The sequence below is a fragment of the Chitinophaga sp. S165 genome, assembly GCF_003182155.1.
Classification (GTDB): domain Bacteria; phylum Bacteroidota; class Bacteroidia; order Chitinophagales; family Chitinophagaceae; genus Chitinophaga.
Window position 1 is genome coordinate 1823112 of the sequence record NZ_QGTG01000001.1, and the last position, 14669, is coordinate 1837780.

Annotated in this window: 12 protein-coding genes and 2 riboswitches; of the genes, 4 read left to right on the forward strand and 8 right to left on the reverse strand. The window is 44.4% G+C overall.

Annotated features, from left to right (window positions below):
• Nucleotide 1 precedes the first annotated feature (1 nt).
• Entirely contained in the window at nt 2–808 is an 807-nt protein-coding gene (locus tag C7475_RS06665; protein ID WP_110052499.1) for a helix-turn-helix domain-containing protein, read from the reverse strand.
• A 42-nt stretch (nt 809–850) separates the two neighbouring features.
• A complete protein-coding gene (locus C7475_RS06670; protein WP_110052502.1) occupies nt 851–1849 on the reverse strand; it encodes a hypothetical protein in 999 nt (332 codons plus the stop codon).
• A 167-nt stretch (nt 1850–2016) separates the two neighbouring features.
• On the opposite strand from C7475_RS06670, the gene C7475_RS06675 reads away from it, so the two are divergent.
• The 3 genes from C7475_RS06675 to C7475_RS06685 all read left to right on the forward strand — a co-directional run bounded on the left by C7475_RS06675 (nt 2017) and on the right by C7475_RS06685 (nt 6218).
• Nucleotides 2017–3087: an AraC family transcriptional regulator gene (locus C7475_RS06675; RefSeq protein ID WP_110052504.1), complete on the forward strand. Its 1071-nt coding sequence runs from the start codon at nt 2017–2019 to the stop codon at nt 3085–3087.
• 114 nt (nt 3088–3201) lie between these two features.
• Nucleotides 3202–5340 carry a TonB-dependent receptor domain-containing protein gene (locus C7475_RS06680; RefSeq protein ID WP_110052506.1) on the forward strand — a complete coding sequence of 713 codons (2139 nt, stop codon included), beginning with the start codon at nt 3202–3204 and terminating at the stop codon, nt 5338–5340.
• A 101-nt stretch (nt 5341–5441) separates the two neighbouring features.
• Nucleotides 5442–6218 carry a hypothetical protein gene (locus C7475_RS06685; RefSeq protein WP_110052842.1) on the forward strand — a complete coding sequence of 259 codons (777 nt, stop codon included), beginning with the start codon at nt 5442–5444 and terminating at the stop codon, nt 6216–6218.
• 74 nt (nt 6219–6292) lie between these two features.
• Here C7475_RS06685 and C7475_RS06690 read toward each other — a convergent pair whose 3' ends face one another.
• The 6 genes from C7475_RS06690 to C7475_RS06715 form a co-directional block, all read right to left on the reverse strand.
• A complete protein-coding gene (locus C7475_RS06690) occupies nt 6293–6943 on the reverse strand; it encodes an acetyltransferase (RefSeq protein WP_110052508.1) in 651 nt (216 codons plus the stop codon).
• A gap of 178 nt (nt 6944–7121) precedes the next feature.
• Nucleotides 7122–7412 carry a hypothetical protein gene (locus tag C7475_RS06695; RefSeq protein WP_110052511.1) on the reverse strand — a complete coding sequence of 97 codons (291 nt, stop codon included), beginning with the start codon at nt 7410–7412 and terminating at the stop codon, nt 7122–7124.
• A 41-nt stretch (nt 7413–7453) separates the two neighbouring features.
• Nucleotides 7454–7885: a MauE/DoxX family redox-associated membrane protein gene (locus tag C7475_RS06700; RefSeq protein ID WP_110052513.1), complete on the reverse strand. Its 432-nt coding sequence runs from the start codon at nt 7883–7885 to the stop codon at nt 7454–7456.
• 12 nt (nt 7886–7897) lie between these two features.
• Entirely contained in the window at nt 7898–9235 is a 1338-nt protein-coding gene (locus C7475_RS06705; RefSeq protein ID WP_110052516.1) for a protein kinase, read from the reverse strand.
• A 231-nt stretch (nt 9236–9466) separates the two neighbouring features.
• The gene (locus C7475_RS06710; RefSeq protein WP_110052519.1) at nt 9467–10636 is read right to left on the reverse strand and encodes a PKD domain-containing protein; all 1170 of its coding nucleotides are present in this window, start codon (nt 10634–10636) and stop codon (nt 9467–9469) included.
• A gap of 82 nt (nt 10637–10718) precedes the next feature.
• Nucleotides 10719–11831, reverse strand: coding sequence for a DUF5074 domain-containing protein (locus C7475_RS06715; RefSeq protein ID WP_110052521.1), 1113 nt, complete (start codon nt 11829–11831; stop codon nt 10719–10721).
• A 229-nt stretch (nt 11832–12060) separates the two neighbouring features.
• Nucleotides 12061–12258: riboswitch (cobalamin riboswitch) on the reverse strand.
• A gap of 88 nt (nt 12259–12346) precedes the next feature.
• A riboswitch (cobalamin riboswitch) is annotated at nt 12347–12551 on the forward strand.
• Nucleotides 12552–12653: 102 nt separating this feature from the next.
• On the opposite strand from C7475_RS06715, the gene C7475_RS06720 reads away from it, so the two are divergent.
• Nucleotides 12654–14666 carry a TonB-dependent receptor gene (locus C7475_RS06720; protein ID WP_110052523.1) on the forward strand — a complete coding sequence of 671 codons (2013 nt, stop codon included), beginning with the start codon at nt 12654–12656 and terminating at the stop codon, nt 14664–14666.
• Nucleotides 14667–14669 lie beyond the last annotated feature (3 nt).

A 14669-nucleotide genomic window follows, 5' to 3' on the forward strand; every position in this document is an offset into this window, starting at 1 on the left:
TTTAGCGTTGAGCGGCGAGTCCCTGTCCGGTGAACCTGATTACTTCTTTATAAAAATGGCTCATATCATGATAGCCATGATCGCAGGGTGAGAAGGCCTCCTTACCGGCAACGTAAGCTGTTAAAGCGGCTCTTGCACGCAGGATCGAGAAATACTTTTTGGGACTGGCGCCGACAATATTATTGAAATAGCGGTTAATGGTCTTCGAGGTAATGAACATTCGCTCTGCAACCTGGCCGGTGTTATACTGCATACGGTTTGCCGTATACAGATCGATACTATCTTTTACAATATGAATATAATGGTCCTGCTTCCGTCGCCTGGAATACTGCAGCAAGAAGAAATCCTGCAGCAACGCCATCCGTTGTTCGAAAGAAGCAGCTGTTTTAACCTGAAGAATAAGTGCCGCAGGCAACACCTCATTTAATGCTACTATCTTGCTGATGAATTTCGTCTGGTCAATGCCCAGCACTGCTTCAAGTCCACCGGGGAAGAATTTGACGGAGAAGATATGATCTGACGGCAGGTTAACACGCTCTACGATCGAGTCTCTTAAGAGCAGCACATCATTTGATGCGCCGATCGCGTAACAACTGTCACCGGCTACCAGTTGATACGGCGTTCCCAGGTTGATCCACATCGTAGGTGTCCAACTTGGGAACATTTTTACCGTAAAACATTTATTGTTAGCAAATGAAGCCGTTTCTTCGGAAGATGATTCGGAGAAAAATTCAATATAGTCTTCCAGTTCAGGACGAGGTGCACTGAAGCCGTAGATCTTTCTTATATCGTCGAAGATTTCAACCATTACAAGGCTAAGTTAACGATTAACATCCGCCCCGGCAAGCAGCTACAACTGCTTACTTTGACTGAATTTATGTTGCTGGTATTCGGCCAGTCGTTTGTCAATTAATGACTTTACTTTTCCGTAGTTTTCCTCGTTATAAGCTATTGCGTTCAGCTGTTTCCTCGCTGCTTCACTGAAATAATTCTCTCTCAGCTCTGCCGTTTCTAAAAACAAGTGAGCAAAGTCGCGGGTATAAAGGATGTCATGCCCACTCAGGTTCTTCACATATGCCCTGATAAAGCGTTGTTCAGCTGTAAAATCATCGTCCAGGATATATCCTCTATTTAGAACGCGTACCCATTCAATAACAGGCGATGTTCCTTCTTTAACGGCCGTTGTTACCGCGGCGGTTACATCATTCGTTTTTACCAGTTCTCTTTCTATAGCCCATTGCAGGAACATTAAAGAAGTTGTTTTATAATTATCCTGCGATGCCTGAAACGTTTCAAATTTCCCATAGAGCATGGCATAGTATAATTCAAACACCGGGCTTTCATATTTCAGTCCGAGCATAAAATCACGGATAGTCTGATCGTCGTCAAACTGCAGGCCCCAGACAATATCTTTCTCATTGTCTAACACGATCCTCCACCTGTAAAAGCTTTCACTTCCATCGTCGTTCAGCCACACGGGGGAAATGTCACTGCTTTTTAATGTTGGTTCTCCCAGCTTTTCTTTCAGCGCTTCAAATTTGTGATTAAAATCCAGGGATAAGGGAAACTCCGTACCTGATTTATTGTTATACCATCTTATGTTGGTCAGCATGGGTATAAAGACGCCTTTTTTCTCTCCCTGGACCAGCGGATAATTTTCAAGATAGGGCTGAGCTGAAAACAACAGATCGATCCCCAGTTTTTTATTTTCCACCCAATAGGTAGTATCAGTTGAGCGATTGGAAATAAAGGGCTTCTTGGGGTATTTGTATCCGTTCTTCTCCATAAATTCAATCATCCTGGAATCATCGATCCTTAATCCTGTGAGGTTTGCAAGTGTTTCGAACATCTTATTTTTTTTATTTCATATAGGGTAATGCGGCGCACAAAATAGAAAATAATTTGCAAGTGTCAGCCAGTTTTACGGGCGGTATCATAACGAGGCGATTTTTACTTAACTTCCGCTTATATTTCATCTATAAAAATTACCACAGATTCCGATCGCTGGTTAACCTTATGAACATCAGTCAGCAAATACTATTCATTTTCAGCGTAATGGGCGCCTTAAACGGCATCATGTTAAGCCTCTATCTGTTTATCCTGAAAAAGGCTAAACCTGTAGCCACCTTGTTCCTGGGTTTACTGCTGATGGCGGTGAGTATCAGGGTGGTAAAAACAACCTTTGCACATTTCAATCCTCAACTGCCTAAGATCTATCTGCAAATCGGGTTGTCCGCCTGCTTTCTTATCGGTCCTTCTTTATACTACTATTTCAAGGCAATACTGATAAAGGCCGAGCGGATACCGGCGTCCTGGAGAAGGGACTGGGGGATACTGCTGGGCATATTGTTAGTTGGAGGTACTATCGCACCCTACCAGACTTACCCCTGGTTTTGGAACAACGTGGTGGTTTATATTATTTACGCTCAATGGCTGTTCTACGTTATAGCTTCCGGCTTCCTGCTGAAAGATGTCCTGAAAGCAGGTCTAACTGATTTTTCGGGGTTAAGCCCCAACGAGCGGTCATGTATGATACTGTACCTGGGCAATGCCGTTATTCACCTGGCCTATGTCATGGCCTTGCTAAGACTGATACCAGGATGGTGTCTCAGCGGCGCTGTTTGCTTTACACTTGTCTTGTACGTCACCATTTTCTTTTATTCTTATGGCCGCGGATATGATCCTACCTCGACAGCCATCAGGCAGGAAAGGAAGAAGATCGCCGAGGAAGATGCACAGACGTGGGTTGCCAGGCTTGAAAAAGTTATTGAGGACAAAGCGCTCTATAAAGACCCTAACCTTAAACTGAACGACCTGGCCAAGACGATCAATATTTCAGGACATCAGTTATCCCAGTTGTTGAATGACAACCTCGGTAAAAGTTATTCTACTTATATCAATGAGTACAGGATCAATGAGGCGTGTAAACTGATCGCTACGAATAGTCACCTTACGTTTGAGGCCATCGCCTACGAGGTCGGGTACAATTCCAAGTCAACTTTCTATACCGCTTTTAAGAAAATAAAAGATACTACTCCGGCACTTTACAAGGACGGCCTTCAAAATAGCGCTCAAACACTTTATTGATAATCAATCATTTAACTTTTCGCATAGTACGGTTTTATAAATCCGTACACCTGATTTCCTGAACCGGGACGGCACCTGTCGCCCCTGCCTGTAGGTTTGCGGAAAACTACGATAATGACAAGGGCCCTATTGATCCTTCTTCTGATTATTTTTTCTTTTCCTGCCCTGGCGCAGATGAATGACACAAGCAAAATTGCACTCCGGGAAGTAGTAGTGGCCGGTGAAAAACTGGCTATGCAGCGACGGGGAGATAAAATGGTGGTCAACATTTCCGGCAACCGGCTGCTGGCCACAGCTGCCAACGCCATTGACATCCTGAGAAAATTGCCAGGCATAGAAGTAAATGGCGATGGTACGATTCAGATGTCAGGCAGGATCACACCCAGTATATTCATTGACGGGAAACCTGTTCCTATGAGTGCAGAAGAGTTACAAAATTATCTTGCCAGCCTTCCGCCTAATACGATCGAATCTATTGAGCTGATCAACAACCCTTCTTCCCGGTATGATGGCGAGCACAAAGGCATTATTGATATCAGGCTGAAAAAGGACCAGACCCTGGGATGGCAGGGTAATGCCGCCATAAATATGCAACAGCATGCTTACAATCAAACAGAAAGCAGTCTTTCCCTGTCATACAAAACAAAAAAGGTGGCCTACAGTACCCGGTTAGGTTATGTCAGAGGGAAAACCATCCGTACTTATGAGGCACTACAACATCTTGCCAACACCAATATCCAGGCTACGAATACCCGTACGGTCACCGGCAATAACAATATCAATCTTCAGTTCGGAGTGGAATATAATCTGAAAAAAGACCAGCTATTGGGACTAACGGTGAGGACTTATCAGCAGGACCAGGACATCTATTCATTCAATACGTTGCACACCAGGGATAAGACGGCCGAAAATCTGCTTTCCGAGATTCACAGTCATAATAACTTTGGGCCGAAGCAACATACCTATGCATTTAATCTGAACTATACGCTCAAGGTAAGGAAAACCCTGCTGGAGGTATTCGGCTCGGTTGTTAAGATCAATAACCGGCAGCATGAAGATATCAGGAACATACATGCTTTTACGGACGAGCTATGGCAACACTGGAACACGGCACTGAAGAATGATATCCTGATCCGCATGGCGCAGGCTGACTTTACCCGCAACATCAGCAAAGGTAAATTAGGTGCGGGCGCTAAATTCGCTTTTACCAGTACCAGGAATGACCTACGGTATGACACACTGACCACGGAAAAGGGCTTCGTCCTGGATAGCAGCCGGACCAATAATTTTCAATATGACGAATATATCTCAGCCGCTTATATCTCGTATGAAAATACCCTCAATAAGATAAGTTATAATATCAGTCTGCGGACAGAACATACACATAGTAAAGCCAATGCTGTTACGCAAAGCCAGGTGACAAAAAGAGATTATCTGAAGTGGTTACCCTCCTTCAGTCTAACGTATGCTATCAATACCGGTCAGCAAGTGCTTCTGTCTTACAGCCGCCGTATGACACGGCCCAACTTCTCGCAGCTGAACCCATTCCGGTTCTATTTCAGTCCGCTGAATTACTGGGTCGGCAATCCTTACCTGCTTCCTTCCACAACGGATATGCTCAGTCTTGCCTATACCAGGGGACCGTTTAATGTGAACCTTTTTGCCGGCAGGGAGTCAGACCCTATGACGCGCTATCCGGAGTATGACAGCGTTACCAACATCCTGCAATACCTGGGTAAGAACCTTCCTCATAACGACTTCGCCGGTATTGAGATCAGCTTCCCGTTAACCGTCACTCCCTGGTGGAAAATGAACCATAATATCAGGGGCGCCTACAAAAAGGAACTAATGCCCTATCATGAGGTAAACTATGAGATCCCTATATATGATTACACTGTTTCCGGCAGCCAGGTGTTCACGCTTCCCCGTGAAATTACTTTTGATATTTCTTATTACTACCGTTCGCTGAGTGGTAATGGCCTGTACGTTTGGAGGCCGGTAGGTAACGTTGATCTCAGTTTGCGCAAGAACTGGCTCAATGGGAAACTCAACACGAGGATCAACTATTATGATATATTCAACACCTACCGTATTAAATTTATCTTCCGGGAAAAACAGATCATAGACAATGAACTGCAGCATTGGTTCGGCATTCAGCGGGTGGCTTTTTCCGTCAATTACAGCTTTGGCAGATCAACACATAAGGGCAAGCAACAACGGAAGAATGAAGAAGAAAACAGGGCCGGGATGTAGCGTTTTAAGGCGCCAGATATGTGGTTTACTTACTATATTCCTCATTATTAAATATTTGTACGTTTTTTGCATATATTCACGACAATGAAATAATGAATTATATGAAACTGTACACAATATTTGCATTCTTACTATTTACGGTAACAGCCTATTCACAGACTACGATCAATAACTACAAGTATGTACTCGTTCCGGAAAGGTTCGATTTCTTCAAGGCCGATAACCAGTATGGACTGAATACTTTGACCAAACTGCTGTTGAATGAAAAAGGATTTACCGCCTTTGTAGGTAATGAGGAGATGCCCACGGAATTAGCAACCAATAAGTGTAATGCGCTTAGGGCTGAAGTAGTGCAGAAAAAAGGGTTGTTCGTGACAAATCTTACGTTGTTGTTGAAGGACTGCCAGGGTAATATCATTTTTAAAAGTAAAGAAGGTAAAAGCCGGGAGAAAGAATTTCAGGCGGCATATGACCTCGCCCTGAGAGATGCATTCACTTCGCTGAATGATGTGGATTATAAATATGACAGCACTAAGGCAACAACACAGGCGTTGCCTCAACCACAACAGCCAGCTGTAGCGCCTGCAGCTGCTACGCCGCCATCAGCACCAGTTCCGGCTCCTGCACAGGTACCCGCAGCACCGGCAGTTACTGAAACAACCGGCACCTTATATGCACAGCCAACTCCTATCGGATATCAGCTGATCGACACTACTCCTCAAAAAGTATTGACACTGTTCAAGACTTCTGTGCAGGATCATTTTATAGCTGAGAGCGGGGCTACCAATGGTATTGTATTCAAGAAGGACGGAGAGTGGTTTTTCGAGTATTACAAAGACAACAAACTTACTTCTCAGAAATTACAGATCAAGTTCTGATCATGGTACGTTTCTGCATAGCGATTGAAAATACTTTACAAATTACAAAAGGCTGCTTAATGCAGCCTTTTGTGTTAATTAAATTTAATAGGTTTTGCAGGTATGCCGACGGCAGTACATTTTGCAGGTAAACTCTTTGACACGACTGCTCCCATGCCGACAATCGTCTCTTCTCCTATATCGGCCCTGTTAATGATCTGCGCTCCAGTGCCAACATATACACACTGTGATAGTCTGACCTCTCCGGAAATGTTCACTGAAGGCATAAAAGAGCAATAGTCGTTAATGACAGTATCATGTCCGACGGTGCAGCTTAAGTTCAATATAACATGTTTGCCGATCTTTATATTTACGGTAATGATGCAACCGGCACAAATAATAGAACCATCTCCAACGGAGACATCGTCTTTTCCGATCAGCACGTTAGGGTGGATCAAAACGGGGTAATGAACACGCTGGTTGTTTATCTTTCCGATGATGTTCTTTTTGGTTATCGGATTGCCCACAGCAATCACAATATCTGTGTCCTCCTGGATTTCATTAAGATCGTGTACACCTCCCAATACAGGAAAACCGTTTACTATCAAGCCTTTTTCCAGGCCGTCGTCATAAAATCCTGCAAACTCCCATTTTGAATGCTGGGTACCCAATTCATTGATTTGGTCGATTAACATTTTGACTTCACGTCCGAAGCCGCCAGCCCCGTAGACTGCGATCTTTTTCATAAATGGTATTTTGGTATTATGAGGTTATCTGCTGGAATTAAACACGGGTAAATTACTATTTTCGGGCCTGCTCAATGTTAACGCGTTGTTAATGAATAAAATTCGAACCACTAATCATAGATGACATAGTAAAAAGCCTTATTGTATGAGGCTCTCTCATACAATAAGGCTTTACAAATTACCTGCAGGAATCGGTCTGATTCGTTCCAACGGGGGTAACAGACGCTGGATCTATTTCGTCCACACGCGCCCAGAGGAATTCGTACCCTATAATATAAAAACAGGCCGAATTGCCTCCTGAAATGCAGCAGGTTGGATCATAGGGAGCACCACCATGTGCGCGGATGAACCATTCACCGGTATCATCCTTTTCATAATAGAAGACATCCTTTTTTTCTTTAGCGGTGACTGCAGCTATACCCAGCAGCGAAGTGATAATCAGAAATACATTTGACAGTTTGATTTTCATAGATTTTCTTTTTAATGATGATTTGAATGATAAAAAACCGGTTATGCTATTGGCGTGCGCATTTTCCGCCATATGAAAGCGGTACTTAATATTCCGGGAATAAGTACGACGAGGTTAAGTGCCAATTGCTGTTGCCAGGTAATTGTTTTAAAAACACCTGCACAGGCACAGGGTACTTTGCTAAATACGGCCGACATCACCAGTACAATGTAAACGGTAAACGAGAGCATCAGGAACGTACCGGCTACAATGCCGGCGGCATTCAGACGGGGGATCAGCAACAGTATCACTATAAGCAGCTCAACTAATGGTATTCCCCATTTCAATGCAGGGATCATTGCACTATGGAATACCTGGGCTTTAAGACCGTATTCAAATATGGTCATATCTGAAAGCTTGTCCAGTCCTGTATAGGTAAACAAGAGGACCAGCATCACGGACGTAATGTAAGGGGCGGATTTTTTCCAATTCATAGGGGTGATTATTTATGCGTAAAAAATGATCTGTTTTTCGGTTTGTACGATGGCTGTGTTCAGGGAAGGTCTTTCTGACGGGTTAATATTCGTCATTCCTATTATCAGATCTGCCAGCAGAGGCTCAAGTACATACTCCGCTAATTTCTCTCTAACGGTGTACAGCTCTCCAAAAAAGATCCGCTGTGGTAATTCTCCCGTCAGGAAATGAGCGAGCAGGGCGCCGAGTGAATAAACATCGTCACCAACATGAGGCTTCATATAGTTCATTTGCTCCGGAGACATGTAACCAACGGTACCTAATGTAAAAGGCGGATCTGGAAGTCCGTCATTCAGGCTGCAGGACATTTCAAAATCAATAATGTATGTCCTGTTCGCGCTGTCAATGATGAAATTCTTTTCATTAATATCCCGGTGTACGTATCCGGCGGCATGCATATCCTGTACAATTGATAATATAGATAAGTAAGTCTCCAGTATTATCTTCTTCGTGCCGGCCGTGAGGTCCCTCCAGGACCTTCCCTGTCTGAGCTGTTCAATCCTTTGCCCCGCATGCGGCCCTTCCACGTATTCAAGAACGAGAAAGGAGAATGCCTCATACTCGACGAGATCGATGAATTTTGGGGTCCTTACATGCCTTTCCAGGGCATTTATCACTTTCTTCTGCCATGATAGCTTGTCCCGTATATCTCTGCCAAAATGATCGTCGGCAGTATGGCTGTTACCTTGTTTGATCAGGCACCACCTGAAAGGATTTTTTAAATTAAATGCCTTGTAAATAGTTGTCTTCGGATTATAGCTAAGTTCTTCCACAGGCATATAGAAGTGACCTACGAATTTCCGCGTTACCGGCTTCAGGTATCTTTTCTCTACCGCGAATGGAAAAGGTTCTTTCTCCGGCTTCTTATTACCCAGGCGCTGTACGTAAATAATATTCGAAATACGCATAGCATCCTGAATAACACGTCCTGTATAATGTCCCGTAAGGGGCAGCAACCTGTCTATTAAATGCCGTGCATCGTCTTCCGATCGGGCAATAAACTGTATGCCTTTACCGATCAGGTGTGGTCCGTATAAGCCCGCATGTAGCCGGTAGGCCTCATGTTCATTCCTGATGATCCTGAATATCGTACGATCGTCTTTCAAAACTGGTAGTATGTCACTGAGCAGGGCCTGCAAACTTAACGTCCTTACCGACAGGCAGATCAACCAGCCGCGTGAGGCACTGAAATCGAGGGATGTAAGCCAGATATGATCGTTTGTGAATTTTACTCCTGCGTGTTCCAGCAATATGTCATTTTCATTTAACTGCAACTCGAATGCCTTCTCCAGGCCGGGATATTGAAGCATCACTTTGAGGTTTTGATTTTTCAATAGGGTTGACGCCAATGGTACCAGTAGGTTAACTTATCACTAAGTTACTATTATCTGCTGAAAGTTGTCCGCACTACTTTTTCGTAAGTTATGGCATCGGCACCGCCATCTTTTTTATCGTCCAATACCGTCTCTCAGGTAAATAGCTGTAAGGGAAGTAAATAAAAAAGGAGCGCGATCTGCGCCCCTTTCATTCAATGTTCACTGTTATTTCAAATTAAGATCTTTTACTCCCGTGACCTCAGTAGAGATCTCACCCAGCCATCCGGCTTCAGCCCGCATACCTGTATAGACCTTAATAAAATCTATACCTGGCAAACGCACAGGAACACCATTTTTATCAACTGCCCAGCTAATCTTTATGGCTGCTTTTTCAGCCGTATTCTCCCAGTTATCGGCATAACCGAATTCAAATGCCGGGCTTATATAATTGGTACCCTCCCCTGAAAGGTCTTCAATATTCTCACTTGTTAATCTTGTACCAGTGAAAGTAATACTGTCCCCTTTCCATTGCGGATAATAAGAAGTTGTATTAAAAACGTTTTTAGAAATATAACCTGACTTACCCTGGTTATCTTTCCATCTGATATATGTTGTATCACTCTGATACATGCCATCCGGTGTAGGTTCCTTATTCTCATCAGGCTTATAATAAGTGATCTGATAGTTATGGATAGTTCCCGGGCTTTTGTATTCAGACCCTGCTATTTCATACCATTCGTCGTCAGGCAGACCATTACCGTTTGCATCGGCAGATACCATAACAATGCCAGGTTCCGCCCAGTTAGCAAAGCCATTGCCTTCAACGAGGAAGCTATATTCATCGGGTTTATTAATAACAGTATGACCAAATCCAACTACCACATGACCACCGAATCCGCCTAATGAGATCATACCGTTTGTCTTCAGCTGCTCTTCAGCTTTGCTGATGATCTGCTCATCTTTATCACCGGCATCCCAGGTAGGCAGGCTATTCACAAACTGTCCCGGTGCAGGGAAGTATTCGTACACTTTGGCAATACCGTTCTCATATGTCTTTTCAGCTACTTTCACGGTAATCTGTTGTTGTGAAGTGCCTATACTATTCTTTGCGGAGAAGGTGAGCGTATATGTACCTGCTTCCGCAAATACATACATCAGGTTCTTATTCATACTGAGCGTATCACCGCCTGTGGTCCAGAGATAGGTTGTTGTAGCGGAATCGCTTTTTACAACCGGGTTTACCCTTAACCACTTCATATTATCGACAGCAAAACCTCCTTCAGGTGTTGTAATGGTAATTTCAGGCGCTACCTGCGGCGCTTGTGTTTCATCGTCTTTCTTACAGCTGCTGATCACAAATAATATCGCTGTTGCAGCGATTAGAATTCTTCGCATGAAAATCTTTTTATTTTAATGGTAGATGAAGATCCTTCCCATCTTTATGCCGATGGGAAGGACCATTATATAAACACAACGGTTAATGGAATACAGGCATAGCCGGGAAATACCAGCCGTTGTAAACAACTGAATTGATCAATGCACCGGTCGATGCATTATAACGCAGCACAGTATTTACATTACCGGTCATTGCACCGTTCAGGGTGGTCACTACCAGTGTGTTGTTGCTCTTATCATACGCAGCGCCTGCGCCATAAAAATACTGGCCGGTTGGAAGCGCAATGAATGGCGTAGTTAAAGATGCGGTATTACCGATCACATAACGGTACAAGGTGGTACCACCTGCGAATCCATTATTCTTAACAATGAAGATCGCACTATCGGTAGTAGATGCTGCGATAGCAGAATGACGCCATGCACCCCATGGTGATGGTGTTGTGAATGGCAGCTTAATAGCAGTGCGTGCCAGCGTAGCCGGATTGATGCGTATCAGGGAATCGGTTTTGGCTGCATAGACAGCACCGTCTTTACCTAATGCAAAACAGAGATTAGCCGTTCCGAACGAGCCTGCAAAAGCCATTGTAGTTGCATTGTACGCAACTATGCCTTCTGTTTGCGCATGTACAAAGATGTAGTTTCCCGCTTTGATCATATCGCCGGTATAGCTGTTTACACCGGATAGTTTAGTACCGGTAGCAAGTCCCGGAAGACTGATCGGAAAAACACCTGTACCTGTGCTTAACAGACCATGCGTAGCATCCAGTCCGAGGAAGGCGTGTCCGTCGTTGCCAGGCAAAGTAGCGAGACGCGCGGTCTCAACAAGTGTAGTGGCATCAGTTACTACCAACGGGCCACCTACCTTCACCACGGCATACAGTTTTCCCTGGAATACCGTAGCAAACTGCAAAGTACTTGTAGAACCTCCTAAGGTCTTACCAGGATTTGCCGCTGCAAAGATGTTCAGCGTAAGTGTATTGGTGCTATAATCATAGAAATGCAGGTCGCCGGAGCCATGTCCGTACCAGCCTTCGTTCGCTACGAAAAAGCCGTTTGAATAGTTAGCCACTGCTGCAGCCTTTGCAACAGCTACTTCGGAATCAAGGGTCAGACTTTCGCTGACGTTTTCTTTTTTACATGCATTAAGCAATGGGATCGCTGCTGCCAGTACGAGCAGGTAAAGTTTGATTTTCATATGAAAGGTTTAAGTGTTATTCACTTTGATAACCTTTCATTCAAGCACGATTATGCACATAGCTCCGCCAGTCTTAACTTTTAATGCTGCGTTATTACAGATCAAAAGTATAGACAAATAAAATCCGCATACAACCACAAGAGCCGGCATGCGCAAGGGGGTATTTTACACCAACAAAAGAATATAGAACCTTATAGGCCGACATCCTCCGCCTTTCACCCGAAAGCGCCTGAATGAAGTTGCAAAGGGCAGGTCTTCTGGCTCCCTGATCTTCCGGCAGCCTTCCCATCCGCCTCAGGCGGACAGTGGCAAGAGAGATACCGAAATCGTACTCAGGTTACAGCTACGGGGATAGCTCCGGTATTGCACCGGATTCCCTTTTAATGCCCGGCGTTATGCACAGGCAACCAATTGCAGGCACGAACTTACACCAAATTTATATAACACACAACTTAATGGATGAACAGCACCACTACGAGCTATGAAACACTGCTCTCCTTTTAACGAAAAAAATATACCTTCGCCACGTCTTTGGTTCCGTTCTCTGCCCGGGAGAACAGGATTAATAGGGAATCAGGTGTAAATCCTGAACAGACGCGCTGCTGTAAGCTCAATCAAAACGTCTGGAACAAAAATATCCACTGTAAGCCATAGGCGGATGGGAAGGATGTTCCAGCACGGGAGTAAGTCAGAAGACCTGCCAGAAACATGAATACGAGGCTTTCGCGAAATGAAGCCAGGGTATAACGATCTGCTTGTGTTTACACAATCTGTTTTGTTTTACTGTACCATCCTTTTGCGATAGCCGTACAAACGGTTATTATGAGGTTTTTAAAAGCTGTTTCCTGTTTACTTGTATCGCTCGCGCCAGCGAGGTCTCTTATTGCGCAGCAGGCTGATACCAGCAAGATCAAACAACTTGGTGAAGCAGTCATATATGCAGATAAGATATCGAAACAACTTATCCCTGTCCAAACTTTATCAGGCACTGCTTTAAAGCAACTCAGCGTCTATTCTGTAGCTGACGCCATCCGCTATTTCTCCGGCGTACAGGTAAAAGACTATGGCGGTATTGGTGGTTTAAAGACCGTAAACATCCGCAGCCTGGGCACGCAACATACAGGAGTGTTTTATGATGGTATCGAATTAGGAAATGCACAAAACGGCACTGTGGACCTCGGCAGGTTCTCTCTTGACAACGTGGAAGCTGTATCGCTTTATAATGGTCAGAAAAGTAACATATTCCAATCGGCGAAAGACTATGCCTCTGCAGGTGCAGTGTATATGGTATCGCGCGTGCCGGCCTTTGATAACGTGAAACGTGATAATTACAAGGCTACTTTCAAGACAGGCTCCTTTTCATTGATCAATCCTTCCATTCTTTGGGAACATAAACTGAGCAGGAATGTCAGTACGTCCGTCAATGCTGAATACCTGTATACTGATGGCCGCTATAAATTTAGCTACAGTAAAAAAGACGGCTATGATACAACAGAGTACCGCAAGAATGGTGATGTGACCACTCTGCGCCTGGAAGCAGGGCTTTTCGGGAAGATCAAAGATGGTGAATGGAAAGCCAAAGCATACTTCTATAGTTCTGAAAGAGGATATCCAGGGGCTGCTGTACGGGAAGATCCGGGAAAGTTCAGACACCAGGACAGGCAATGGGACCAGAACTTCTTCGCACAGGGCAGTTACCGCAAAAGCTTCAGTAAGTTATACAGCCTGCAGCTGAGTGGTAAATATGCTTATGACTACCTGCACTATCTCTCAGACCCACGACAGGATGTTACTACCATGTATGTTGACAACCACTACCATCAACAGGAAGCCTATTTTTCATCGGCTAATTTATTTTCTATACTACCATCCTGGAGCATCAACGTTTCTACAGATATATTGTACAATACCCTCCGTGCTGATCTCGTGGACTTCGTTTACCCCAGCCGTTATACGGAATTGGCTGCTATAGCCACATCCCTGCAGCTCGGCAGACTGAAGATGCAGGCCTCCCTGCTGGGCACCTTCGTACATGAGCGTACAAGAACAGCCGCAGACGCTGCGAGCGACAAAAATGAATATACGCCTTCATTTATCCTGGCCTTTCAGCCGTTCAAAAATCCTGACTTAAGCTTACGAGCTTTCTATAAACGCATCTTCCGGATGCCCACCCTCAACGACCTGTACTATACATTCATCGGCAATAAACTGCTGGACCCGGAGTATACAACCCAATACAATACAGGCGCTACTTACATCCATCAATGGGAAAATGGTACTCTGCAAAAACTCGAAGTACAGACAGATGCTTATTTCAACCAGGTAAAAAATAAGATCGTAGCAATGCCTACTTCTAATCAGTTCCGGTGGACAATGGTCAATCTCGGGTATACAGAGATACGTGGACTGGATGTAGCCGTACAAACGGATCTCAGGCTGGGACAGGCAGGGTTACTAGCTTCCCGGTTAAGCTATACTTACCAGCGTGCGCAGGACTTCACAGACCATACAAGTCCTTACTACGGGGGACAGATCCCTTACATACCGTGGCATAGCGGCTCTGTGGTGATAAGCCCTGCGTATGCCGGATGGGGTATTCATTACAGCTTTATCTATACAGGAGAACGTTATGAATCTGAGGCCAACATTCCGGAAAATTATTCGAGGCCATGGTATACACATGATATATCATTATCAAAAAACCTCCGTCTCAAACAGGGCGAATTAAGGCTGGCGGCAGAAGTGAATAATCTACTTAACCAGCAATATGAGGTTGTGCAATGGTATCCTATGCCGGGAATTAACTTCAAAATAACGGCAGGCATAACACTATAGTAC